Genomic DNA, 24,910 nt, shown 5'->3' on the forward strand with positions numbered 1-24,910 from the left:
TCTGCCGGCTGTTTTTGTATGGTAAAACCACAGGTATGGACGGAAAATATCAGCAGAGGATCCAGAGTGAATCAAAATAAGAAATATTTCTTGATAGAGGGATAGAACAAACAAATTTGTGTACAAATTGGACAAGGAGAGGTATAATAAAAGGTAATTGAGAATTCACTTGAAAATACTCGTTTAGGAGCAGGATATGGATAATAAAAGTAAAACAAAGATTGATCAGTATCTGCAGTGGCCGATGAAATTGATGCTTTTTCTTGTGCCTGCAGATATTCTTATTTTCTTTTTCAGCGTGGAGTGCGGAATCATTCTGGCTGTCTTTATAGTATTGGGAATTCTCCTTCAGGCAGCAGGATACCGTTACAGCAGGAATGAGATTATGAAAGAATGCATAGGCTTTGTTTTTGAGCAGGGGCAGATTCAGAATTATTTGATTCATGAACTTCCGGTACCCTATGTGCTGACAGATGGCAACGGCGTTATTCTATGGTCTAATGCAGCATTTCATAAGATCGCAGGGGACAGCAAAGGTAAGCATCTTACACAGATTTTTACGGATTTGAACAAGCATTTGCTGCCGTCTGATGTGAATCATACAATTTCCCACATTAATTTTGTAAAAAAAGAAGGAGAAAAGGAAAAGAAATTTTTCTATAAAGTAGAACTTAACAGGATCATTGTAGAAAACTTTACCAGTGATGATGAGAGCAGTTATTCAAAGCAGATGTTAAAGGATAATTCTCTGATCGCGGCGTATTTCTTTGACCAGACTCTTTTGAAGAAATACATGGAACAAAATGAAAACCAGAGGATGGTCATTGGTCTGATCTATATTGACAATTATGATGAGATACTGGATGATATTGACGAAGTAAAACGGTCTATGCTGATTGCGGTGGCAGACCGCAAGATCAGTAAGTTTATTCAAAATGTATCCGGAATCATCAAACGAACAGAGAGAGACAAATATTTTGTTGTGTTTGAACAGAAATATCTGGATAAGATTAAGGCAAACAAATTTGCCATTTTAGATGAGATTAAGACCATTAACCTTGGAAATTCCATGCATATGACGCTGAGTATCAGCTTTGGAATCAATGGCGACACTTACCAGGAAAGTTATGAATACGCATGTGCGGGAATGGATCTGGCCCTTGGACGGGGCGGCGATCAGGCAGTTATTAAAGACAGGGATGAAATCTCCTATTTCGGCGGAAACTGCGAAATGGTGGAAAAGAATACCCGCGTGAAAGCCCGTGTGAAAGCACATGCCCTGAAGGAACTGATGGAATCCAAGGAAAACGTAGTGATCATGGCACATAAGATTCCGGATCCGGATGCCATGGGAGCGGCTGTGGGATTATACCGGCTGGGTCTGTCTCTCGGCAGAAAAGCACATATTGTCATGAATGAGATTACCATTTCGGTGCGTCCAATCGTTGATTCCCTGAGCAAAAGCGGGGAATACGATGAAGATATGTTCATCAATAATGAGAGAGCAATGGAAATCACGGATGACAATACGCTGCTGATCGTTGTAGATGTAAACCATGCTAATTATACAGAATGTGAGGAGCTGCTGTGCCGGACGAAGACAGTAGTTATTCTGGATCATCACAGGAAGAGCAAAGATATGATCAAAAATCCGGTTCTGTCCTATGTAGAACCATACGCTTCTTCAACCTGTGAGCTTGTTGCTGAAATCCTCCAGTATGTGGATTCGAAGCCAAAATTAAAACCAATGGAGGCAAATGCCATGTATTTTGGAATGCTGGTGGATACAAACAATTTCGTAAATAAAACAGGGGTTCGTACATTTGAAACAGCAGCTTATCTGAAACGCAACGGCGCAGATCTTACGATGGTAAGGAAAATGTCAAGAGAGAGCATGGATACTTACAGAATCCGCTCAAAAGCAATCAGTCAGGCGGATATTTTGTATGATCATTTTGCAATTACGACATTGGTTGGAATCGGAGTGGACAGTCCGACGGTCATTGGCGCGCAGGTAGCCAATGAGCTTCTGGATATTGATGGAATCGAAGCTTCCTTCGTACTGACCAGTGTTGAAGAGAGAGTCTATGTAAGTGCAAGATCCATTGATGAGATTAATGTGCAGAGAATCATGGAAGAGTTTGGAGGCGGCGGCCATCTGACAGTGGCAGGCGCCCAGCTGGTAGATGTATCTCTGGAGGCGGCGAAAGAGATTATTATTGAAACTCTCAGGAATATGAAAGAAAAAGGAGATATTTAGTATGAAAGTTATTTTATTGGAAGATGTGAAATCTGTTGGAAAAAAAGATGAAGTTGTAGAAGTAAATAATGGATATGCAAGAAATGTACTGTTTCGTAAAAATCAGGCAGTTGAGGCGACAAAAAAATCACTGAACGACTTGAAATTAAGAAAGGCTCATGATGAGAAGCTTGCGGCAGAAGCGCTGGCGGACGCAAAGGCTCTTGCAAAGGAGATTGAAGGAAAGCAGCTGGTAGTGAAAATGAGAGTAGGAAATGGAGGAAGAACTTTTGGTTCCATTTCAACAAAAGAAATCGCGGTTGAGGCAAAGAAGCAGCTGGGCTATGATCTGGATAAAAAGAAGATGCACTGTGAGCCGATTAAAAGTCTTGGATACCATGATGTAGCGATCAAGCTCCATCCGCAGGTAACAGCGACACTCCGTGTAAAAGTAGAAGAAAAATAAGAGGGATCATAAATGGATGAGGCACTGATAAAGAAGATACAGCCCCACAGCGCCGAAGCAGAAGAATCCGTGATCGGCGCGATGATCATGGACCGTGACGCGATTGCAGATGTGATCGATATGATCGATCAGGAAGATTTTTACCAGAAACAGAATGGCATACTGTTTGAGACTATGAAAGAGCTGTACCGGGAAGGAAAACCGGTTGATCTGATCACACTTCAGGACAAGCTGAAAGGAAAAGATGTTCCGGAGTCTATGAAGAGTCTGGAATTTGTCCGGGATCTCCTGGAATCAGTTCCCACGTCTGCCAATGCAAAGCAGTATGCAAGGATTGTCAAGGAAAAAGCGACTCTGAGAAAACTGATCAAAGTCAGTGAAGAAATAACCGCAGAATGTTATCTTGGCAAGGATGAGGTTTCAGAAATCCTGGATCATACAGAAAAAAATATCTTTGGTCTTCTGCAGGAAGCCAGCGGCAGAGAGGACTTTGTCCCGATTGATAAAGTCGTGCTGAATACTCTGGATGCCATTGAGCAGGCTGCCAGTTCAGAAGGAAGAATCACAGGAATTGCAACCGGATTTACGGATCTGGATTATAAACTGTCGGGTCTCCATCCGTCAGAACTGATTATTGTTGCGGCCCGTCCGGCAATGGGAAAGACTGCATTTGTATTGAATATTGCCCAGAGAGCGGCAGTAAGAGATCATGTTCCGACAGCTATTTTCAGTCTGGAGATGTCAAAGGAACAGCTGGTGACCCGTATGATGGCGATGGAAGCCATGGTAGATTCACAATCTATCCGAACCGGAGATCTTCAGGAAACGGACTGGGAAAAAATCATGGAAAGCGCCGGAACTATAGGAAGAGCCCCGCTGATCATTGACGATACGCCGGGTATTACCATCGCTGAACTCCGGTCAAAGTGCAGGAGATATAAGCAGATGCACGGACTGGATCTGATCATTATAGATTATCTTCAGCTGATGTCAGGAGGGCGCCGGACAGAGTCACGTCAGCAGGAAATCTCTGAGATTTCCCGTTCGCTGAAAGCGCTGGCAAGAGAGATGGATGCCCCGGTTATTGCGTTGTCTCAGCTGAGCCGAAGGGTAGAGGAGAGAAAGCCTGCGAAACCAATGCTTTCGGATCTGAGAGAATCAGGTTCTATCGAGCAGGATGCCGATGTGGTCATGTTCATTTACAGGGATGAGTATTATAATGAAGATTCTGAGAAAAAAGGAATCGCGGAAATTATCGTTGATAAGCAGAGAAATGGTTCTACAGGAAGCGTAGAACTGGTCTGGCTTGGACAGTATACAAAATTCGGAAACAAAGAAAGGGCGCCGCAGTAAGTGACGGCGCCTTTTATCACTTCTAAACTACAATTCAATAAAGGAGGCATGTCGATGTTGTCATTTCTATATCCGCCAGTCTGCCCTCTGTGTCAGAAAGAAATTTTGGAAAAAGGGCAGAATCTATGTAAAAAATGCAGGGAAAAGGATATCTTTCTCCACGAACCCCTTTGCTTCTGCTGTGGAAAACCACTGGATCATAAGGAAGAAGAATATTGTCAGGACTGCAGGAAACATCCTAAGAAATTCATTCGAAATATAGGACTTTGTGTATATGAAGAGCCGGTTAAAAGCTCTCTGTCTGCGGTAAAATATAAGAATAAACGGGAATACGCCGGATTTTATATTGAGGAGATGAAACGGCGCAGGGGACGGCAGCTGAAAAGCATCTATCCGGATATCGTAGTCCCGGTTCCTATGCATGCGCGAAAACGCAGGAAAAGAGGGTTTAACCAGGCAGAGATCTTTGCTGCTGGAATTGCTGAGATTACGGGGTGTCCAATGGAACCCCGGCTTGTAAAGAGAGTTCATGATACAAAACCTCAAAAAAATCTGAATCCGGAACAGAGAAAGAAAAATCTGAGTCATGCATTCCAGGGAGAAAAAGAAATCTATCACAGGCTGGGGCGTCCCGGCAGGATTCTGATTGTGGATGATATTTATACAACCGGAGCAACTATGCAGGGAGTTGCGCAGGCGCTGCTCCGGATGGGAGCTAAGGAAATCTATGCCTGCTGTATTGCAGTCGGCAGAGGGTTTTCATAGCGCGGTACAGGTTCTTTTGCTATAATAAGAGCGGATTAAACTGGAAAGGATAAAAGATGGAACAAGAACGTTATGATTTAACAGGATCTCTGCTTCGCTGGTATGATTACAACAAGAGAATTCTTCCGTGGAGAGAGAATAAAGACCCTTACAGGATCTGGGTTTCGGAAATTATGCTGCAGCAGACAAGGGTGGAAGCGGTTAAGCCGTATTTTGACCGTTTTATGGAAGCGTTTCCGGAAGTCCAGGATCTGGCAGAGGCAGATGATGAAAGACTTATGAAGATGTGGGAAGGTCTTGGTTATTATAACAGAGCGAGAAACCTCAAGGCAGCAGCCCGGAAAATCGTGAATGAATATGATGGGAAAATCCCAGGTGATTATGACGCACTATTATCGTTAAATGGAATTGGAACTTATACTGCAGGCGCGATCGGATCGATTGCTTTTGACCTTCAGGTGCCGGCAGTGGATGGGAATGTTATGAGGGTGCTTTCCAGGCTCTGGGGAGATGATTCTGATATTCTCAAAGAAAAGACAAAAAGAGAGATGGGAAAACGCATTCAGGCATATATTCCGAAAGACCGGCCGGGAGATTTTAATCAGGCTTTGATCGAGCTGGGAGCGATTGTGTGCATTCCTAACGGAAAACCTCTCTGTGACCGATGTCCGTGGGATACGGTATGCAGAGCATACAGAGAAGACCGGATCGATCAGCTTCCTGTGAAGAAACCAAAGAAGGCACGGAGAAAAGAATATAAAACAGTTTTTCTCCTGGAAACGGAAAACAGGGTCGCTCTGCATAAAAGAGAGGAAAAAGGTCTGCTGGCCGGATTGTGGGAATTTCCAAATGTTTCAGGCCGCTTGGATATGGAAGAAATAAAAAGCCAGCTGCGGCAGTGGGGAATAGAGTCGGACGATCTGGAACCGGCGGGAAAGGGAAAACACATTTTCAGCCATGTAGAATGGCATATGAAGGGAGTTAAAATCAGGCTGAAGGAAGCCGTTTTGTCAGAGCAGTTTCAGTGGATTGACAAAAAAGATCTGGAAAATACCTACGCATTGCCTTCAGCATTTGAAATCTTTCGAAAAGTATTGTAAAATATTGAAATATACTATACATTGATGAAGAAAATGTATGGAAAAAGAAAAAAAGGAGAGAAACATATGAAAAGAGTATTGGCAGTGGTACTTTGCCTGACAGCGTGTTTGGGATTATTTGCAGGCTGCGGTTCCAAGAAAGACAGCGGTGATTCCAAGACGATTGTGATCGGAGCAAGTCCTTCGCCTCACGCGGATATTCTCAAAGCAGCAGAGGGAGAACTGGAGAAAGAGGGATATAAGCTGGAGATTAAGGAGTATTCTGATTACGTACAGCCAAACACAGCGCTGGATGCAGGGGATCTGGATGCAAACTACTTCCAGCATGAGACATATCTTAAGAACTTTAATGAAGAAAAAGGTACAAACCTTGTATCTGCGGCAATGATTCATTATGAGCCATTTGGAATTTTCCCGGGAAAGACAAAATCCCTGAAGAATCTGAAAAATGGAGCCACAGTGGCAGTGCCGAACGATACGACCAATGAAGCGAGAGCCCTTTTGCTTCTTCAGTCTGAAGGACTGATCACGCTGAAAGAAGATGCGGGGCTGACTGCTACAAAGAAGGATATCGTGAAGAATCCGAAAAATCTGGAGATTGAAGAAATTGAAGCCGCTCAGCTTCCTCGTTCAATTAAAGATGTGGATCTTGCGGTCATCAATGGAAATTACGCAATCGAAGCAGGGCTGAAAGTAAATGAAGACGCCCTTGCTGTGGAAGATGAGGATTCTGTTGGTGCCAAGACCTATGGAAATGTAATCGCGGTCCGCAAAGGAGATGAGAAAAAAGAATCAATTAAGGCTTTGATCAAAGCTTTGGAAAGCGACACAGTAAGAGATTATATCAACGACAAATACGACGGAGCAGTCGTACCATTATTTTAAAAAGGAGAAAAAGTCATGAAAAAGTTTTTAACAGTTGCCCTGGCAGGCGTTTTAGCAGCATCTATGTTATTTACCGGATGCGGTAAAAAGGAAACAGCAGACGGAGGAGAGATCCCGGATACGATCGTAGTAGGAACCAATGCTGAGTTCCCTCCGTTTGAGTATGTAAATGATGACGGAGATGTTGATGGATTCGATATGGCCGTTATGAAAGAAGTTGGAAAGAAGATCGGATCTGATGTAGAAATCAAAAATATGGAATTCAAATCTCTGATCGGTTCCATGGAATCAGGCAATCTTGATGTTATTGCAGCAGGAATGACAGTAACAAAAGAAAGAGAAAGACAGGTGGATTTCACAGATTCCTACTACACAGCAAAACAGTATGTAATCCAGAAAGAGGGCGGAAGCATCAAATCAGCAGATGATCTGGAAGGATTAACGATCGCTGTTCAGGAAGGAACAACAGGAGATCTTCTTGCGACAGATGAAATCAAAGATTCCAACGTAAAGAGATTTAAAAAAGGTGTGGATGCCGTAATGGATCTGAAAAAAGGCGGATCTGACGTAGTGATCATCGATGCAAACCCTGCACAGGAATTTGTAAAGGCAAACAAAGGTCTTGAATTGGTAAAAGACTTATTTGATGATGAATCATATGCATTTGCAGTACAGAAAGGCAACACAAAATTAAAAGACGCAATCAATGACGCGTTAAAAGAAATGAAAGATGATGGAACTTTTGACAAGTTAGTAAAAGAGTACATTGGACAGTAATTATTAAGAAAGGCTTTTTAAAATGGAGCAGTTACAATCAGATATTTATCAGGTATTTATAGAAGCAGATCGTTATAAAATGTTTTTGGACGGTCTGAAGGTTACCATCGGCGTATCCATTGCCGCCGTTTTGCTGGGAATTCTTCTGGGCATGGTTTTGGCATTGATGAAGATGACGGAGGTAAGAAAAGGGAAAAAGACAATATTTTCAGTGGTTGCCAATATTTATATTGACATTATCCGCGGAACACCTACCGTTGTACAGTTATTGATTATTTATTTTCTGGTTTTCCAGACACAGATGGGAATGGTTGCGGGAATCGTAACATTCGGTATCAACAGTTCTGCATATGTGGCAGAAATCATACGTGCGGGAATCATGGCAGTGGATAAAGGACAGATGGAAGCAGGGCGTTCTCTTGGTCTTTCTTATACGGAGACAATGAGATATATCATTCTTCCGCAGGCGGTAAAAAATATCCTGCCTGCTCTGGGAAATGAATTTATCGTATTGATCAAAGAAACGGCGATCCTCGGATACGTTGCGATCCAGGATCTGACAAAGGCATCTGATTTTATTGTTTCCAGAACTTATATCATGTTTGTGCCTTTGATCGGATGTGCGTTGATTTACTATGTGTTGGTAAAGATACTGACCATTGGGCTGAATGCATTTGAAAGGAGACTCAGACAAAGTGATATACGTTAAAGATTTACATAAATATTTTGGAAAGCTGGAAGTATTAAAAGGAATTGACTGCCACATTGGCAAGGGAGAATGTGTCTGCGTTATCGGTGCGTCCGGGTCAGGAAAGAGTACATTTCTCAGATGTCTGAATCTTCTGGAAACACCGACCAAAGGAGAAATCATCATTGGAGGAACCAATCTGATGGACAAGAATCTGGATGTGGACGACCTGAGAAAGAGAGTTGGAATGGTATTCCAGCATTTTAATCTGTTTCCGCATCTGACGATTCTGGAAAATGTGACGCTGGCTCCGATTCGTCATAAAATGTACAGCGAAAAAGAAGCCAGGGAAAAAGCCATGGAACTTTTGAATCGGGTTGGTGTCGGTGATAAGGCGGATAATTATCCGGCACAGCTGTCCGGAGGACAAAAACAGCGTGTGGCGATTGCCAGATCTCTGGCACTTTCACCGGAAGTTATGCTGTTTGATGAGCCAACATCCGCACTGGATCCGGAGATGGTTGGAGAAGTACTGGAAGTTATGAAACAGCTGGCACAGGAAGGTATGACGATGGTAGTTGTCACCCATGAGATGGGATTTGCCAAAGAAGTGGCAGACCGTGTCTTGTTCATGGATGGAGGAGTTATTTTGGAAGAAGGAACTCCGGAACAGATCTTTGATCATCCGAAAGAAGACAGGACGAAAGAGTTTTTAAGCAAGGTATTATAAAAGAAGATTAAAAAGCAGCTGCGGCGGCAGCTGCTTTTTTGATGGGAAAATTCAGTGAAAATAAAAAAGAAAGAGAGATATAATATTTGATCTGTCTGCCGGACAAGGGGCGTATTAAAGCGGCATCCTCCCTTTTTGTGTACTTTTATGCATCAATGAAAAATCTGAATGATGATTTTCTTTCCGTAAAAGATCTGGTCTTTGTAAGTCCCTTCAATGGTCACGAAGGAATCTTTTTTCAAATCCCGGATGCTTCCTTTCTGATCCTTATAGCTGCTTCCATTTCCATATACATTCCGGATTGTGACAGGAATGTTATCTTTATATTTCATCGGAATATAAAGTTTTGTACTGGTAGAAACAGAACCGCCGTCTTTTAATTCATAGGAATCGATTTTATTGATCGTACACTGGCCGTCTCCGGTTTTGCTGACATATCCGGTCAGCATATGAGGGTCATCGGAGCCAAAGCTGATATTGCCTTCGGATTGGTCTTCGTCCAGATCTGACAGGACGATCACATCGGCTGTGCCGCTGGAAGTTTTAGAATACCAGATCGTGGCCATAGAATGCTTTTTTATGGAAGACAGCTGGGAGGCGCTGCAGAGTTTATAGGTTTTTGTCACATGGTTTGGGTTTAATCTGCCATAAGACAGCTCCAGGAAGTAGATGACGGTATCTTTTCCAATGGCAAAATCTGTCTGCTGCGCATAAGTGTCATCGACAGAATTCTGTACGGTGATTTTTTTATGATTTCCAGAGATAAAATATCCGTTGTAATCTGGCTGACGATCCGGCACTTTTTCACCGCCAACAGTTTCTTCCTGATAACTGGCAAGTCCCAGCCGGTTTCCGAATTCGAAATATCCTACGGCAGATGCTCCCAGGAAGGCAAACAGAGCCAGAAGAATGCTGACTTTGTATATGCCGGAAGGTCTTTGGGAAAAGATCCTGGAGATAATCCGGAAACAGACGACACCGAGAAAAGCTCCAATGATATTTAAGATGACATCGTCTATATCGGCGCTTCCAAGGTAAAAACGGTACTGAAGGATCTCAAATACAAGGCTTATGGCAGCGGCAGACAGCAGGATCACCGGAACGGCATGTTTCTTCTTCCAAAGAAGATACAGAAGATAGCCGTACGGCAGAAAAATAAGAGCGTTGCCGGCGATATTGGACACTGCCCATAGAAAGTTTCCGGATGACATCATGGAAGCAAACGTCCGAAACGTTTGAAAAGGTACAAGGTTCAGAGAACGAAAGCCCTGGTATCCGGCGGAAAAATGTTCCGGCAGAGAGGCAAGGGAAACATTTCTTAATAAAACAATTTTGATCAGGATTGCCATATAAAAAAGGAACATAAGAAAGAAAAATAATCGAAAACGTTCCTGGCTCATTTTTTTCTTCATAATAAACTCCTTTGCGTTTGATAGGGAGATCAGGCAAAAGAAGCAGATTAGAAGCCCTGGATCAAAAGACTTTGAACAAAGGTATTGCCTCTGGTATAGGTGTTTAAAATAATATTGGGATATCTTTTTAAAATGCGGTCTGCAATGAGCAGGCCGTTTCCCCTTCCAAGTCCTTTATCGGAAAGTCCGGCAATGACTTCTTTCTGAGGCCGGATGGAATTTTCAATGCGTATTTCACAGGCATTTTCCTGTCCGGTCATAAGGAGCTGGATTTCTTTTTCTGCCGTATGGACTGCTTCTTCCTTGGCGTTGTCCAGAAAGATTCCAAGAATCCGGATGAAATCGAGAAAATCAATTTCATCAGAAAACAGATGCCAGGGAATCGCATGCCGGCAGATAAAGCGGATCTGACACTGACTATGTGAGGCCGATGTGAATTTATAATATAAAAATGCCTTGAGTTGTTCATCTTCGATCGGCTGCAGAGAAGCATACAGATCATTTTTCTTTAACTCTTCCTGAAAATAAGGATTTACGGCAGTGTGAAAATACTCTTTCAATTTAGAATCTCCACTTTCTTCAATCATATGACTCAGAGTGAAGAGGATATTTTTCATATCATGTTTCAGACCTCTGACTTCTGAGAGATTTTTTTCCAGATCACTGTTGTACAAAGTTAAATTTTCTTCATGTCTCCGCCTGGCGTTGATAGAAAAACGATATTTTGAAAATTTAAGCAGGATTACAAGAATCAAAAGCTGGATAAAAATAATGCCTGTCGAAAACAGTGTCGTAAGGATAGAAATTCTTTCATAAAGCAGCTGATACAAATATTCTGTATTAGTCTGGCCGGCGGCAGCGGGAATCTGTAAAAGCAGATATTCAAAAATAAATCCGATGATAAAAATAATCAGAGAACTGATCAGAAAATTTCTGGCAATCTGGGGATAGGAAAATTCCAGCTGTGATATCTTAAAAAGAATATTCTGGAAAAAATGCCGGACCAGTACGATCAGCAGAAAATCAATTAAAAGGACACCTGCGGATAACAGCAGAAAAAAGATGATCTTGATCAGCGATGCATTGGGAAGATCATTAGTCGTCTGATAATACAGCTGCTGGAATCCCTGGTAGATATAATTTAAAAAGATCTGATTGATCAAAAACAGGATAAATGCCAGCCAGGTGTATAAAACTTTGCCGCTCTGCAGTTCGCGTCTTAAAGCGCTGACTCCGAAAAAGACAAAAAATATGAAAAAAATGGAGGCATTGATGATAACGAATGACTGGGTAATTGCGGTAAATGTTCCTGAAAACAGCAGAAGGTAATCAGGAAATTTCAAATCCAGGAGATTCAGGATACGAATCGCAGATACCCCGGTGAATGCAATCACAAAATTTTCCATAAATGTAGTGCCTGTCATCTTAAGAAAAGGAGACAGCAGACTGACGCCGGTGCACAAAATAGAAAATACAAAATAAATCCAAGAATATTTACTGGTTGTTGTTTCCATAGATAATCCCCTTTATTTCATTTCTCAGCCGGAAGGAGCAGGGTGCAGAAGCACCGTTAATCAGGCGGATCATGCCGTCTTCCATGCCGATCATATAACGTTTCTGAACGATCACAGACCGGTGGCTCCGCACAAAGCCATCTCCAAGCCGTTTCATGGCATGCTCCATGGATTCCCTTACAGTGATGGAAGATCCATTGATCGTATGATAACAGATGCAGTGGGATCTGGTTTTCAGTGCTTCCACATACAAAATATCCTGAATAGGAAGACTGATTTCTTCATCGAACCCGGGGCGGAGAGAAATAGATTTCTGATCTTTTTCTTCCGGATGAACGGACAGCTGTTTGTTGGCCAGATAAAGATACTGGTAGCAGTTACGGTTCATCTTATGGATGTCTGTGGTCTTTTCAATAAATCCGAACGGCTCGGTGCCTGATTTCAGGACGTCTAAAGCCAGTTCATAGTGGTTGGTGACAAATACGATTTTTGATCCTGGAGAGACAGCACGGATCTGCCTGGCAAGGTCGATTCCATTAAATTCATTATTTCCAAAATCAAGATCCAGAAAAAATAAGTATTCTCCCGGGTGGTTTTTCAGATAAGAAATCATATCTTTTCCGCTGGAAGAAATACATACGATTCTTCCGTCCAGCTTCTGACTGGACAGGATGGCTTCAAGCTGTTCCTGGATGATCTTTAAAATAAACGGATCATCATCACATAGAATAATCTTTAACATAACATTCCTTTCTTTTGCCTGATCTCCCTGTGTTTGTGCTACAAACGTATCTTACAAAAGAATCCGGCAGAATCTATAAATTTACCCGGAATAAAAAATGAACGCCGCAAAAAGAAACAGCAAAATGACGTTCAGGCCAAAAGACCGGGATTGAGGGCGGATATATTGACAAACATATTTCCTCTTTTGATTATAAGGAACATCAGAAACAGAAACAAGAGATGAAGGAGGAAAGCATGAAGAAGAGAAAAAAAATGATCTGGCTGGCAGGAATGCTGCTCATCTGCGGGATGGTCCTGTCCCTGATATTTCAAAATCGAATATTATATGGAATACAGAGTCCGTATGCCGCACTGATGGAAAGAGACGGAGACAGGATTCTGGCACAAAAGAAAGGTGAGAAAAAGATGTATCCGGCGTCTTTGACTAAGATCATGACATGCCTTGTGGCCCTGGAGCATATTTCAGATCTTGATCGAAAAGTAACCATGGATGGGAATATGATTGATCAGGCAAAAGCCCAGGGAGCGTCCCGGGCAGGATTTGAAGCAGGAGAAACTGTTACGATAAGAGATCTGCTGTACGGTGCAATGCTTCCGTCGGGAGCAGAATGCTGTCTGCGTCTTTCCAGATATGTGACAGGATCAGAAGAAAAAATGGCAGAACTGATGAATCAGAAAGCAGAAAATCTGGGGATGGAACATACGCATTTCGTAAACGTGACAGGTCTTCATGACGAAAATCATTATTCAACGGCAGAGGATCTGGCGGTTCTGCTGGATGCGGCTCTGGACAGGAAGGATTTTCGTAAGATTTTTACAACGATGAGCTATCGAACCTCTCCGTCAAATGTTCATCCAAACGGAATGGTCCTGAACAGTACGCTCTATGAATACAGGGAAGAACTGCAGGTGAAACAGGGAGAATTTCTTGGAGGAAAAACAGGACATACCAGCCAGGCAGGATTGTGCCTGGCAAGTCTTGTAAACGTCAAGGGAAAAGAATATATACTGGTGACTGCAGGGGCGGAAGATCATGGCGGCTCCATTCCGGGACATGTAGCAGATGCGAAGAAAATTTACAGCAAATTATGATTTTTTTGTGATTTTTGCTAAAAATTCTGCTAAGAATTTTATAAAAAGCTGGTAAATTTGAAAAGATAGAGCTAAAATAATGGGTGTAGAATCCAGGGTCGGAAAGGAGGCTTTTTTATGGATGGAATTGCAGAAAAACTGGCAGAAATCGAAAAGACCGCAAGGGCCATTGTAGAAAATGCTGAGAATCAAAAGCATCTGCAGGAAAAAGAGATGCAGGAGAAGAGAGACCTGTTTGATCAGAAACTGGAAAAGGAAACGAAAGATCGGATCAGTGCCATACGATCGGAATTGGAAGAGAATATGGATGAGATGATGGAACAGCAGGGAGAGCAGAATAACAGTGAGATTCAGTTCCTGAAACAAGATTTTGAAAAAAACCATACTGCGTATGCAAAGGAAATTTTCGATAGGATCATTAAGGTTTAGCAGGACTTATTAGGAGGCGGAAAATGATCAAAGATGTGATGGAGTACAGCGGGATCGTAACAAAGATCCGCGCAATGCGTGCGAAATTGCTGAAATCAGAAGATTACCGCAAGATTGCCGCTATGCAGACGGTGACAGAGGTCATATATTATCTGAAAGAGACAAAGTCTTATGGAAAGCTGATCGATCAGATGGATGAGTCTCTGTATCATCGTGGAAATATTGAAAAAATTCTGGTTCAGTCATTGTATGATGATTATACCAGACTGTACCGTTTCGCAAATATGGACCAGAAGAAATTCCTTAAGGTTTTTAAGAAGCGGTATGAAGTAGATTTAATTAAATATTGTTTAAGAATTGTGTTTAACCACTATAATGCCCCGTTTGATCTGGATTATAAGAAAACATTTTTTGACCGGTATTCAGAAATAAAGATCGATCAGTTGATCATGTCAGAGAATATCGATGATCTGGTGGATCATCTGAAGAATACCGAGTATTATGCGCCATTGGCGAAAATCCGGGAATCTGGGGCATCAACATTATTTGATTATGATCTGGCGCTGGAATTGTACTATTTTTCCATGTTGTGGAAGATCAGAAAGGGAAAATGGAAAAAAGAAGAGAAAGAGACGATCAAAAAAGATCTGGGAAGTCAGATCGATCTTACGAATCTTCAGTGGATTTACCGGGCGAAGAAATATTATCATATGCTGCCGCCGGATATCTATACCCTGCTGATACCGATACAATACCGGCTTACAAAAGATGAATTTAAAAATCTGGTGGAAGCGCCTTCCATTGAAGAGTTTTTCCGCCATCTGAATGAATCGTTTTATGGACGGAGATATCAGTTTGACGAACAGCACAATGTGGAGAAAATTGAAAAACAGTTTGTGAAGCATATCGTCATGAAAGCATATCAGAATCATCCGTATTCTCTTGCAAGCCTTTTGGGATATCTGTTCCTGAAGGAAGAAGAAATTTACCGGATTACGACAGCGCTTGAGTGTATCCGGTACGGATTGTCAGAAAAAGAGACTCTGAGATATATTCTGCAGGATCCCAGAGATCAAGGAGGTAGTGCCTAATGATAGTTAAGATGAAGTTCCTGAGCATTTCCGGTCCCAGAACGGATATTGACCGGGTGACCAGCAGGTATTTATCGAAATATGAGATGCAGCTGGAAAATGCGATAACGGAATTAAAAACCACGGATAATTTACTGCCGTTTATGGATCTGAATCCATATAAAGAACCGCTGGCGAAAGCGGAACAGTATGCGGCTATGCTGCCGGATCAGACAGTGCCGATGGATACATCGCTTTCTGCAGATGAGATGATCGATCTGATTCGAAATCTGAACCACGATTATCTTGATATGAAAGCAAAAGAAGAAAAGATCAAAAAAGCAAAAGAAGAAATTATGGAAAAACTTCATCAGATGGAACCGTTCCAGTCGCTGGAGCTGAATGTGAAAGAAGTGATGCGGTACCGTTATATGATCGTAAGATTTGGAAGGGTCAGCCTGGATTATTTCCACAAGCTGGAAAAATATCTGTTTGATGATTTGAATGCGGTATTTCTGGAAGGATCAAGAGATGAAAACTATGTATATGGCTGCTATTTTGCGGCTCATAAAGAGTCTGGAAAAGTTGATTCCGTGTTCAAGTCTCTGCATTTTGAAAGAATCAGGCTTCCTGAAGATTATGACGGAGTTCCGGCAGCGGTCTGCAGGGAAATGAGACATCAGATTGAACTTCTGGATCAGCAGACGGAGGACATCAGAAAAAAGGTGGGAGGTTTTCTGGAAGGCCAGGCGGCAAAGATTCTTGGCGCAAAGTATAAACTGGAGGAACTGTCAAACAATTTTGATGTCAGAAAGATGGCTGCCCGCGTGGAAAATGAAGAACAGGAAGACTATTATATTTTATGCGGCTGGATGAGCGAGAAAGATGTTGCGGCTTTCATAGAAGAAACAAAAGACGATGACAGAATCACGATCGTAGAAGAAGAAGGACGGGAGAAATTCTTTGGAGATCCTCCGACCAAACTGAAAAATCCAAGATTTTTTCAGCCATTTGAGATGTTTGTCCGGATGTACGGGCTGCCGGCCCATGACGAAATGGATCCGACCATTTTTGTGGCGCTGACCTATACCTTTATTTTCGGGGCAATGTTTGGAGATGCGGGCCAGGGACTGTGCCTGTTTGTATTAGGCGGTCTGATCTATCTGAAAAAGAAGATCAGCCTTGCGGGAATTATCTCCATTGCGGGAATTTTTTCTACATTTTTCGGCTTCATGTTTGGAAGCTTTTTCGGATTCGAAGGAACGATCATAAAGCCTATTTGGCTGTCACCAATGCATGCCATGATGAAACTTCCGTTTCTGGGACAGTTAAATACGGTATTTATTGTAGCTGTGGCGTTCGGAATGGGACTGATTCTTCTGGCGATGGTGTTCCAGATCATAAACGCATGGAAACGAGGAGATAAAGGAAACATGCTGTTTAGTCCCAATGGTGTTGCGGGACTTGTGTTCTATGGATTCCTTGTGATTACCATTGTTTTATATATGACGGGACATAAGACGCCTGGAAATATTATGATGGTGATATTCCTTGGAGTTCCGATCCTGCTGTTTGTTTTCAAAGAGCCGCTTGGACAGCTGATTCAGGGAAAGAAAGCCAGTCTGGATGAAGGAGTCGGAATGTTCCTGATTCAGGGATTTTTCGAATTGTTCGAGACAATGCTGAGTTTCTTTTCCAATACGATTTCATTTGTCCGTGTAGGAGCATTTGCAGTCAGTCATGCGGCCATGATGGAGGTCGTTTTAATGCTCGGAGGAATTACAGATGGAGCGGGAAATCCAAACTGGATCATCATTGTATTCGGAAATATTCTTGTATGCGCTCTGGAAGGCCTGGTCGTAGGAATCCAGGTGCTTCGACTGGAATATTATGAAATGTTCAGCCGGTTCTATCAGGGATCCGGACGGGAATTTCATCCATATAACAACCATGCTAAAAAAAGTATAAATTAGGAGGACACCGATATGACATCAGCAATTAAATTAGTAATTATTGCAGCATTTATTTTAAGCATCCTGCTCCCTTTTGGATATTTTATGAAGGGAGAGAGAAACAAGAAAAGGTATAAGAGAAGCATCGCGGCCAACATCGTTATGTTTTTTGGAGTTGTGGTCATTGCGGCAGTTATGCTTTTCGTAAGTGAGCCGGTCCAGGCTGCACAGTCAGCCGCGGATGCGGGCATGGCAACCGGACTGGGATACATTGCGGCAGCTCTTGCAACCGGATTATCCTGTGTCGGAGGCGGTATTGCGGTAGCCAGCGCAGCCAGCGCGGCTCTTGGAGCAATCAGCGAAGACCCGACAGCTCTTGGTAAATCTTTGATTTTCGTTGGTCTGGCAGAAGGTGTCTGCCTGTATGGACTGATCATTTCATTTATGATTATCGGTAGATTAGGTTAGACTGAGGAAGTGAGAATATGAAGATGTATTTAATCAGCGATAATGTGGATACACTGACGGGAATGCGCCTTGCGGGCGTGGACGGCGTTGTCGTGCATGAGAGGGAAGAACTGTATCAGGCACTTCAGACGGCAATGAGTGATCCATCCATAGGAATCGTGCTTCTGACAGAAAAGTTTGGGAAAGAATTTCCGGATCTGATCGATGAGATCAAGCTGGAAAGGCAGATGCCGTTGCTGATTGAGATTCCTGACAGGCATGGAACAGGCCGTAAGAAGGATTTTATTACTTCCTATGTCAATGAAGCAATCGGACTGAAATTATAATGAAATTGGTAGAAGGAAGGTGACGGAGTTGACCATAGATGAGAAGATTTCTCATATCCAGGGAGCGGCGATGGAAGAAGCCAGAAGCCAGGGAAATGAGATCATAAAACAGCATAGAAAAGCCCTGGAGTCCATGTATCAGACTCACTGTCAGGAGGCAAGAATTCAGGCAGATACGAGGATCAAAGCGGAAACCGCATCGGCGAGGCAGCAGCTGAATACCGCAGTTTCCAAGGGGCAGCTCAGGATGCGCAGGGAATTGAGCGGCGTTCAGATGGAACTGAAGAACAGCCTGTTTAAAGAAGTTCTTGAACTGCTGAATGATTATATGAAAACAGAAGATTACAGGAAACAGCTGATTTCTTATATCGCCGATGCTGCCAGATTTGCCGGTGGGCAGCCATTGACGATATATATCAGCAAATCAGATGAAGACAAAAAAGAATATTTGGAGAAGAGCACAGGAATGACTATGACAATCAGCGAGGAAGATTTTATTGGAGGACTCCGGTCTGTGATTCCGGGAAAAAATATCCTGATCGATCATTCGTTTAAAGGTGCTCTGGAAAAAGAATATCAGGAATATACCTTTAAGGGAGGTGGAGCAGGTGAGTAGGACTGGAATTATTTATGGAATCAACGGACCTGTCATCTATTTAAAGGGAAATACAGGATTTAAAATGTCTGAGATGGTCTATGTGGGAGAGGAAAAACTGGTTGGAGAAGTTATTTCCCTGGACAAAGACCGGACAACCATACAGGTATATGAGGAAACATCAGGACTGCGTCCGGGAGAGGTAGTGGAAGCCAGCGGCGAAGCGGTTTCTGTTACTCTGGCGCCGGGTATCCTGGATAATATTTTTGATGGAATTGAACGACCGCTGGAACGGATCGCTGAAAACGCAGGAGCTTTTATTACCAAAGGAATCAGTGTGGATTCTCTGGATATGCAGAAACTCTGGGAAACACATATCACGGTATCAGAAGGGGATGTTCTCCACGGAGGGGATATTATTGCAGAAGTACCGGAGACGAGAGCCATTGTCCATAAATGCATGGTTCCGCCGGATATAAGCGGAACGGTAGTTTCTGTTGTGGAAGACGGCAGATATACGATTCATGATACATTGGTGACCCTGGAGTTAAACGATGGAACGACCAGGGATATTACTATGATCCAGCGATGGCCGATCAGGGTTCCGAGACCGGTTCATGACAGGATTCCGGCAAGTGTGCCGCTGATCACCGGACAGAGAATTCTGGATACGATGTTCCCAATCGCAAAAGGCGGAACTGCCGCGATCCCAGGAGGATTTGGAACAGGAAAAACGATGACACAGCATCAGATTGCCAAGTGGTCAGATGCGGATATCATTATTTATATCGGATGCGGAGAACGTGGAAATGAGATGACACAGGTTTTGGAAGAATTCCAGGAACTGGTGGATCCAAGAAGCGGGAATCCGCTGATGAACAGGACTGTGCTGATTGCCAATACCTCCAATATGCCGGTGGCAGCCAGGGAGGCGTCTATTTATACAGGTCTGACTCTGGCAGAGTATTACCGGGATATGGGATATGACGTAGCCATCATGGCAGATTCTACATCCAGATGGGCAGAGGCCCTCAGGGAACTGTCCGGCCGTCTGGAAGAAATGCCGGCAGAAGAAGGCTTTCCGGCTTATCTGGCATCCAGACTGTCCGCCTTTTATGAGAGAGCAGGCATGATGCATAATCTGAATGGAACGGATGGATCTGTAACGATCATTGGAGCCGTATCTCCTCAGGGCGGAGATTTCTCAGAGCCGGTAACCCAGAACACGAAGAGATTCGTAAGATGTTTCTGGGGGCTGGATAAATCACTGGCTTATGAAAGACATTTTCCGGCAATTCACTGGCTGACCAGCTACAGCGAATATCTGATTGATCTGGCCGGCTGGTACAATGAGCATGTTTCTCCTAAATTTGTAGATTACAGAAACCGGATGATGGCGATCCTGAATCAGGAAAACAGTCTGATGGAGATTGTAAAGCTGATCGGAGGAGATGTTCTGCCGGATGATCAGAAACTGACCCTGGAGATTGCAAAGGTCATTCGCCTGGGATTCCTGCAGCAGAATGCGTTCCATAAAGATGATACATGCGTATCCCTGGAAAAACAGTTTAAGATGATGGAAATTATTTTATATTTGTATAAAAAATGCAGAGAGCTGGTAGCGAGAGGCATGCCAATGAGTGTGCTGAAGGCTGAGCATATTTTTGAGCGGATCATTTCCATCAAATATGACGTGCCGAATGATAATCTTCAGATGCTGGATTTTTATCATCAGGAGATTGATGATTTCTATCAGGCGGTATTGGAAAAGAACGCATAGGAGGCAGAAAGATATGGCAATAGAATATTTAGGACTCAGCAGCATCAACGGACCTCTTGTAGTTCTCGAAGGTGTGCAGGATGCGTTTTATGATGAGATTGTTGAGTTTACAGTAGACAGGAAAACCAAAAAAATCGGAAGAATCATTGAGCTGTTTGAGGATAAGGCAATTATTCAGGTATTCGAAGGCACAGAGAATATGTCTTTGAACAATACAAGAACCAGACTGACCGGACGGCCAATGGAAGTCACACTGGCTCCGGATATGCTGGGAAGGACATTTAATGGAATTGGACAGCCGATCGATGGTCTTGGCCCATTGGTTTCTGACATCCGGAGAGATGTAAATGGTCTGCCGATGAATCCGGTAAAACGTAAATATCCGAGAAACTATATCCGAACAGGTATTTCCGCAATTGACGGTCTGACAACGCTGATCCGCGGACAGAAGCTGCCGATCTTTTCCGGTGACGGACTTCCTCACGACCAGCTGGCGGCACAGATCGTAAAACAGGCCTCTCTGGGAGATGGATCCGATGAACCTTTTGCCATCGTTTTTGGAGCCATGGGAGTTAAGCATGATGTGGCAAATTTCTTTCAGAAGACGTTTGAAGAAAGCGGAGTTGCGGATCATGTCTGCATGTTTCTGAATCTTGCCAATGATCCGGTGGTGGAACGTCTGATCACGCCGAAAGTTGCCCTGACCACGGCAGAATATCTGGCATTTGAGTGCAACATGCATATTTTGGTTATTTTGACAGACATGACATCTTTTGCAGAAGCGATGAGGGAGGTATCATCTTCCAAGGGAGAGATTCCTTCAAGAAAAGGATATCCTGGTTATTTGTACAGTGAACTGGCGGCTTTATATGAACGTGCAGGAATCATTGAAGGGGCAGAAGGTTCTGTGACACAGCTGCCGATCCTTACGATGCCTAATGATGATATTACCCATCCGATTCCAGACCTGACCGGATATATTACAGAAGGTCAGATTGTCCTGGACCGGGACCTGCATGGCCAGTCAATTTATCCTCCGATCAGTGTGCTTCCGTCTCTTTCCCGTTTGATGAAAGACGGAATCGGAGAAGGATATACGAGGGAGGATCATCAGGATCTGGCCAATCAGCTGTTTTCTGCCTATGCTAAGGTAGGAGAAGCAAGAAATCTGGCTTCTGTCATCGGAGAGGATGAATTGTCTCCGATTGATAAGAAATATCTGGAATTTGGAAAGGAATTTGAAAAGAGATATATCGGACAGGGACATGAAGAAAACAGAACTATGATGGAGACCCTGGATCTTGGCTGGGAACTGCTTCGGATTCTTCCGAAGGAAGAACTGGATCGTATTGATACGAAACTGATCGAGAAGTATCTGCCAAAAGAGCAGGAATAGAAAAGGGGGAATTGTATGGATCCAAGAGAATTTCCCACGAAAGGAAACTTAATTCTTGCAAAGAACTCTCTGGCGCTGGCGAAACAGGGCTATGATCTGATGGATAAGAAAAGAAATATCCTGATTCGTGAACTGATGGATCTGATCGATGAAGCGAAGGATATTCAGGAGCAGATCGATACGACGTTTACGAGAGCTTATGCCTGTCTTCAGCATGCGAATATTGAACATGGAATCAGCAAAGTAGAGGAGCTTGCGTTTACGGTTCCGATTGAAGATTCCATACGGATTCAGACAAGAAGCATTATGGGAACAGAAATTCCTTATGTGAAATATGACGCACAGGAAAACAGCCTGACTTATTCTCTGAGTGATACCTATGAATCCATTGATATTGCCAGAGAGGCATTCCGCCAGGTAAAAGATCTGACGATCAAACTTTCCATGGTGGAAAATTCCGCTTATCGTCTGGCGACAAGCATCAAGAAGACGCAGAAGAGAGCAAATGCATTGAAGAATATTACGATACCGACTTACAGTGCCCTGGTTTATAAGATTTCCAACGAACTGGAAGAGAAAGAAAGAGAAGAATTTACAAGGCTGAAAGTCATCAAACGTATGAAGCAGAAATGACCGGAAGAAATCAGAATTTATAAAAAAGGACGAATCCAGATGATTCGTCCTTTTTAATGTCCGTTTTAGGAAATGATCTATACGATTCCCTGAGCGTTCATTGCATCTACGACTTTTTCGAAACCTGCAATGTTAGCTCCTGCAACATAGTTTCCTTCCATTCCGTAACGTTTTGCGGCGTCATCTAAGTTATGGAAGATGTTAACCATGATGTTCTTTAATTTGCTGTCAACTTCTTCAAATGTCCAGCTTAATCTTTCGCTGTTCTGAGACATTTCAAGAGCAGATGTTGCAACACCGCCAGCGTTAGCAGCTTTACCAGGAGCAAACAGAACGCCGTTTTCCTGTAAGTATTCTGTAGCTTCCATTGTAGTAGGCATGTTGGCTCCTTCTGCAACTGCGAAGCATCCGTTTGCTACCAGTGTCTTAGCGTCATCTAAGTCAAGTTCGTTCTGAGTAGCGCAAGGAAGAGCAACATCACAAGGAATAGTCCATACGCCTTTTCCTTCATGGTATTCTGCGCTTGGACGAGCTGCAGCGTATTCTGTCAGACGGGCACGTTTTACTTCTTTTACTTCTTTCAGAAGAGCAACGTCGATACCGTCTTTGTCATAAATCCATCCTGTAGAGTCAGAGCATGTAACAACTTTTGCTCCTAACTGCTGAGCTTTTTCTGTAGCGTAGATTGCTACGTTTCCAGCTCCGGATACGACAACAGTAGCTCCTTCTAAGCTCTTGCCGTTGCATTTTAACATCTCATCTGTTAAGTAGAGAAGTCCGTATCCTGTTGCTTCTGTACGAACAAGAGATCCGCCGTAAGATAATCCTTTACCTGTCAGAACTCCTTCATAGAGTCCGCGGATTCTCTTATACTGTCCGAACATGTAACCGATCTCTCTTGCGCCTGTTCCGATATCACCGGCAGGAACATCAGTATCAGCTCCGATATATTTGCAGAGTTCTGTCATGAAGCTCTGGCAGAATGCCATGATCTCACGGTCAGATTTTCCTTTTGGATCGAAGTCAGATCCACCTTTTCCTCCGCCGATTGGAAGTCCTGTCAGGGAGTTTTTAAAGATCTGTTCAAATCCGAGGAACTTGATGATTCCAAGGTTTACAGATGGGTGAAGTCTTAATCCGCCTTTGTAAGGTCCGATTGCGCTGTTGAACTGAACGCGGTATCCTGTGTTGACATGTACCTGGCCATTGTCGTCAACCCAAGGAACACGGAATTTGAACTGACGTTCCGGATTTACCAGACGCTCCAGAAGAGCATCTTTCTTATACTGTTCTTCGTTGGCTTCCACAACGACTCTTAATGATTCCAATACTTCTCTGACTGCCTGATGGAATTCAGGTTCTGCAGGGTTTTTTGCAATCACTTCTTCGATGACTTGATCTACGTATGACATTTTATTTCCTCCTTATGTCCATCGATGTGTATAATATAAGTGTAGTCTAAGCCGACACTTTAAAGCTATCTTATGAAGAGATATGTTTGAAAGTATGGCTTAAAATACGTTTAAGAAAAGACGAAAAAAGGCGCTGAGGCGCCTTTGGGACGTCTTTGTCTTAGTCATATTATATAAGATATGTTATAATATGACAATAGTTTTTTGTTCAATACTTTAGCGTATTACCATAGAAAATTAAAAGGAGAACGAAGTATGATATCAGTCGCAATGGCTTTTTATAATGGGAAAACATATATAGAGGCACAGATAGAATCTATATTAAAAAATCTTGAAGAGGAAGATGAACTGATCATCTCAATAGATGATGCCAGCGATGGATCGGATCAAATCCTGAAAGAATACAGGCAGATGGATCCGAGGATCCGTTTGATCAGGGGACCAGGGAAAGGTGTGGTTCCTAATTTTCAGAATGCGCTGAAACACTGCAGAGGAGAGATTATCTTTATAGCGGATCAGGATGATGTATGGAAAGAAGAAAAAGCAGCAGAAGTATTGAAGGCGTTTCAGGACCCGGAAGTAATGTGTGTGGTTCACAATGCGGAAATTGTGGATGGCAGTCTTAAGCCGTCCGGAGAGACTACATTTCAATGGAGAGAAAGCGGAACAGGATTCTGGAAAAATATGAAAAAGAATTCCTATATCGGATGCTGTATGGCCATCCGGAGGACGATACTGAAAAAGGTGCTTCCAATACCGCGCAGAGTCTGGATTCATGATCAGTGGATCGGTCTTCTGGCGGAGCGGCTGGGCAAAGTGGTCTTTTTGAAAAAAACGCTGCTTTTGTACAGGAGGCATGGAGAGAATGTGACGGAACTGACCCATGGGACCATTGGTTCCATGATCAAAAAAAGATGGTTTATGTATCGGGAAATAAAGAAAAGAATAAGACAGTGGAAGGCAGAATCTTAATAAAATATCAAGATATTTTTTTGGGTTTTGTGTTAATATAAGTCATAATTCGATCATTTTGTGATACCGCCTTGTGTTATGATGTGTGAGGCGCTGACAGTAAAAAGGAGCT

General features: G+C 43.0%; 24 protein-coding genes. 20 read left to right on the forward strand and 4 right to left on the reverse strand.

Annotated features, from left to right (window positions below; genetic code table 11):
* The first annotated feature begins 196 nt into the window (after positions 1–196).
* The 9 genes from JMF81_RS03880 to JMF81_RS03920 all read left to right on the forward strand — a co-directional run bounded on the left by JMF81_RS03880 (position 197) and on the right by JMF81_RS03920 (position 9,003).
* Positions 197–2,260: a DHH family phosphoesterase gene (locus JMF81_RS03880; protein WP_201310154.1), complete on the forward strand. Its 2,064-nt coding sequence runs from the start codon at positions 197–199 to the stop codon at positions 2,258–2,260.
* A 1-nt stretch (position 2,261) separates the two neighbouring features.
* Positions 2,262–2,705, forward strand: a complete 444-nt coding sequence (rplI, locus tag JMF81_RS03885; RefSeq protein WP_201310155.1) for a 50S ribosomal protein L9 — start codon at positions 2,262–2,264, stop codon at positions 2,703–2,705.
* Positions 2,706–2,717: 12 nt separating this feature from the next.
* Entirely contained in the window at positions 2,718–4,058 is a 1,341-nt protein-coding gene (gene dnaB / locus JMF81_RS03890) for a replicative DNA helicase (RefSeq protein ID WP_201310156.1), read from the forward strand.
* Between the two features lie 54 nt (positions 4,059–4,112).
* Positions 4,113–4,823, forward strand: a complete 711-nt coding sequence (locus tag JMF81_RS03895) for a ComF family protein (protein WP_201310157.1) — start codon at positions 4,113–4,115, stop codon at positions 4,821–4,823.
* A 56-nt stretch (positions 4,824–4,879) separates the two neighbouring features.
* Positions 4,880–5,923: an A/G-specific adenine glycosylase gene (gene mutY / locus JMF81_RS03900; protein WP_201310158.1), complete on the forward strand. Its 1,044-nt coding sequence runs from the start codon at positions 4,880–4,882 to the stop codon at positions 5,921–5,923.
* Positions 5,924–5,989: 66 nt separating this feature from the next.
* Entirely contained in the window at positions 5,990–6,808 is an 819-nt protein-coding gene (locus JMF81_RS03905; RefSeq protein ID WP_201310159.1) for a MetQ/NlpA family ABC transporter substrate-binding protein, read from the forward strand.
* 15 nt (positions 6,809–6,823) lie between these two features.
* Entirely contained in the window at positions 6,824–7,585 is a 762-nt protein-coding gene (locus JMF81_RS03910) for a basic amino acid ABC transporter substrate-binding protein (RefSeq protein WP_201310160.1), read from the forward strand.
* 22 nt (positions 7,586–7,607) lie between these two features.
* On the forward strand, positions 7,608–8,294 hold the full coding sequence (locus JMF81_RS03915) for an amino acid ABC transporter permease (protein WP_201310161.1): 687 nt from the start codon (positions 7,608–7,610) through the stop codon (positions 8,292–8,294).
* Complete coding sequence (locus tag JMF81_RS03920; protein WP_334297464.1) at positions 8,254–9,003, forward strand: amino acid ABC transporter ATP-binding protein; 750 nt, start codon at positions 8,254–8,256, stop codon at positions 9,001–9,003. The genes JMF81_RS03915 and JMF81_RS03920 overlap by 41 nt, the downstream gene beginning before the upstream one ends.
* A gap of 152 nt (positions 9,004–9,155) precedes the next feature.
* Here the strand turns inward: JMF81_RS03920 and JMF81_RS03925 are convergent, their stop codons facing one another.
* Genes JMF81_RS03925 through JMF81_RS03935 form a run of 3 tightly spaced genes read right to left on the reverse strand, consistent with a single transcriptional unit; the run spans position 9,156 to position 12,671 of the window.
* On the reverse strand, positions 9,156–10,415 hold the full coding sequence (locus tag JMF81_RS03925; protein ID WP_201310163.1) for a VanZ family protein: 1,260 nt from the start codon (positions 10,413–10,415) through the stop codon (positions 9,156–9,158).
* A gap of 47 nt (positions 10,416–10,462) precedes the next feature.
* A complete protein-coding gene (locus JMF81_RS03930; protein ID WP_201310164.1) occupies positions 10,463–11,929 on the reverse strand; it encodes a GHKL domain-containing protein in 1,467 nt (488 codons plus the stop codon).
* Entirely contained in the window at positions 11,910–12,671 is a 762-nt protein-coding gene (locus tag JMF81_RS03935; RefSeq protein WP_201310165.1) for a LytR/AlgR family response regulator transcription factor, read from the reverse strand. The genes JMF81_RS03930 and JMF81_RS03935 overlap by 20 nt, the downstream gene beginning before the upstream one ends.
* 236 nt (positions 12,672–12,907) lie before the next feature.
* Between JMF81_RS03935 and JMF81_RS03940 the strand changes: the two genes are divergently transcribed.
* From JMF81_RS03940 to JMF81_RS03985, 10 genes are all read left to right on the forward strand, one after another.
* Positions 12,908–13,765: a D-alanyl-D-alanine carboxypeptidase family protein gene (locus tag JMF81_RS03940; protein WP_201310166.1), complete on the forward strand. Its 858-nt coding sequence runs from the start codon at positions 12,908–12,910 to the stop codon at positions 13,763–13,765.
* 117 nt (positions 13,766–13,882) lie between these two features.
* The gene (locus tag JMF81_RS03945) at positions 13,883–14,194 is read left to right on the forward strand and encodes a hypothetical protein (RefSeq protein WP_201310167.1); all 312 of its coding nucleotides are present in this window, start codon (positions 13,883–13,885) and stop codon (positions 14,192–14,194) included.
* A 26-nt stretch (positions 14,195–14,220) separates the two neighbouring features.
* Positions 14,221–15,285 carry a V-type ATPase subunit gene (locus tag JMF81_RS03950; RefSeq protein ID WP_201310254.1) on the forward strand — a complete coding sequence of 355 codons (1,065 nt, stop codon included), beginning with the start codon at positions 14,221–14,223 and terminating at the stop codon, positions 15,283–15,285.
* Positions 15,285–17,237, forward strand: coding sequence for a V-type ATP synthase subunit I (locus JMF81_RS03955; protein ID WP_201310168.1), 1,953 nt, complete (start codon positions 15,285–15,287; stop codon positions 17,235–17,237). Before JMF81_RS03950 ends, JMF81_RS03955 begins: the two co-directional genes overlap by 1 nt.
* Positions 17,238–17,249: 12 nt before the next feature.
* Positions 17,250–17,684 carry an ATP synthase subunit C gene (locus tag JMF81_RS03960; RefSeq protein ID WP_201310169.1) on the forward strand — a complete coding sequence of 145 codons (435 nt, stop codon included), beginning with the start codon at positions 17,250–17,252 and terminating at the stop codon, positions 17,682–17,684.
* Between the two features lie 17 nt (positions 17,685–17,701).
* Entirely contained in the window at positions 17,702–18,010 is a 309-nt protein-coding gene (locus JMF81_RS03965; protein WP_201310170.1) for a V-type ATP synthase subunit F, read from the forward strand.
* A gap of 19 nt (positions 18,011–18,029) precedes the next feature.
* On the forward strand, positions 18,030–18,626 hold the full coding sequence (locus tag JMF81_RS03970) for a V-type ATP synthase subunit E (RefSeq protein ID WP_243282531.1): 597 nt from the start codon (positions 18,030–18,032) through the stop codon (positions 18,624–18,626).
* Positions 18,619–20,385: a V-type ATP synthase subunit A gene (locus tag JMF81_RS03975; RefSeq protein WP_201310171.1), complete on the forward strand. Its 1,767-nt coding sequence runs from the start codon at positions 18,619–18,621 to the stop codon at positions 20,383–20,385. The genes JMF81_RS03970 and JMF81_RS03975 overlap by 8 nt, the downstream gene beginning before the upstream one ends.
* A gap of 13 nt (positions 20,386–20,398) precedes the next feature.
* Positions 20,399–21,781: a V-type ATP synthase subunit B gene (locus tag JMF81_RS03980; protein ID WP_201310172.1), complete on the forward strand. Its 1,383-nt coding sequence runs from the start codon at positions 20,399–20,401 to the stop codon at positions 21,779–21,781.
* 15 nt (positions 21,782–21,796) lie between these two features.
* Positions 21,797–22,414 carry a V-type ATP synthase subunit D gene (locus JMF81_RS03985; RefSeq protein WP_201310173.1) on the forward strand — a complete coding sequence of 206 codons (618 nt, stop codon included), beginning with the start codon at positions 21,797–21,799 and terminating at the stop codon, positions 22,412–22,414.
* Positions 22,415–22,491: 77 nt separating this feature from the next.
* Here JMF81_RS03985 and gdhA read toward each other — a convergent pair whose 3' ends face one another.
* The gene (gene gdhA / locus JMF81_RS03990) at positions 22,492–23,826 is read right to left on the reverse strand and encodes an NADP-specific glutamate dehydrogenase (protein WP_201310174.1); all 1,335 of its coding nucleotides are present in this window, start codon (positions 23,824–23,826) and stop codon (positions 22,492–22,494) included.
* Between the two features lie 255 nt (positions 23,827–24,081).
* Between gdhA and JMF81_RS03995 the strand changes: the two genes are divergently transcribed.
* Entirely contained in the window at positions 24,082–24,798 is a 717-nt protein-coding gene (locus JMF81_RS03995) for a glycosyltransferase family 2 protein (protein WP_201310175.1), read from the forward strand.
* Positions 24,799–24,910: the final 112 nt, after the last annotated feature.

The sequence above is a fragment of the Anaerostipes butyraticus genome, assembly GCF_016586355.1.
Lineage (GTDB): Bacteria > Bacillota > Clostridia > Lachnospirales > Lachnospiraceae > Anaerostipes > Anaerostipes butyraticus.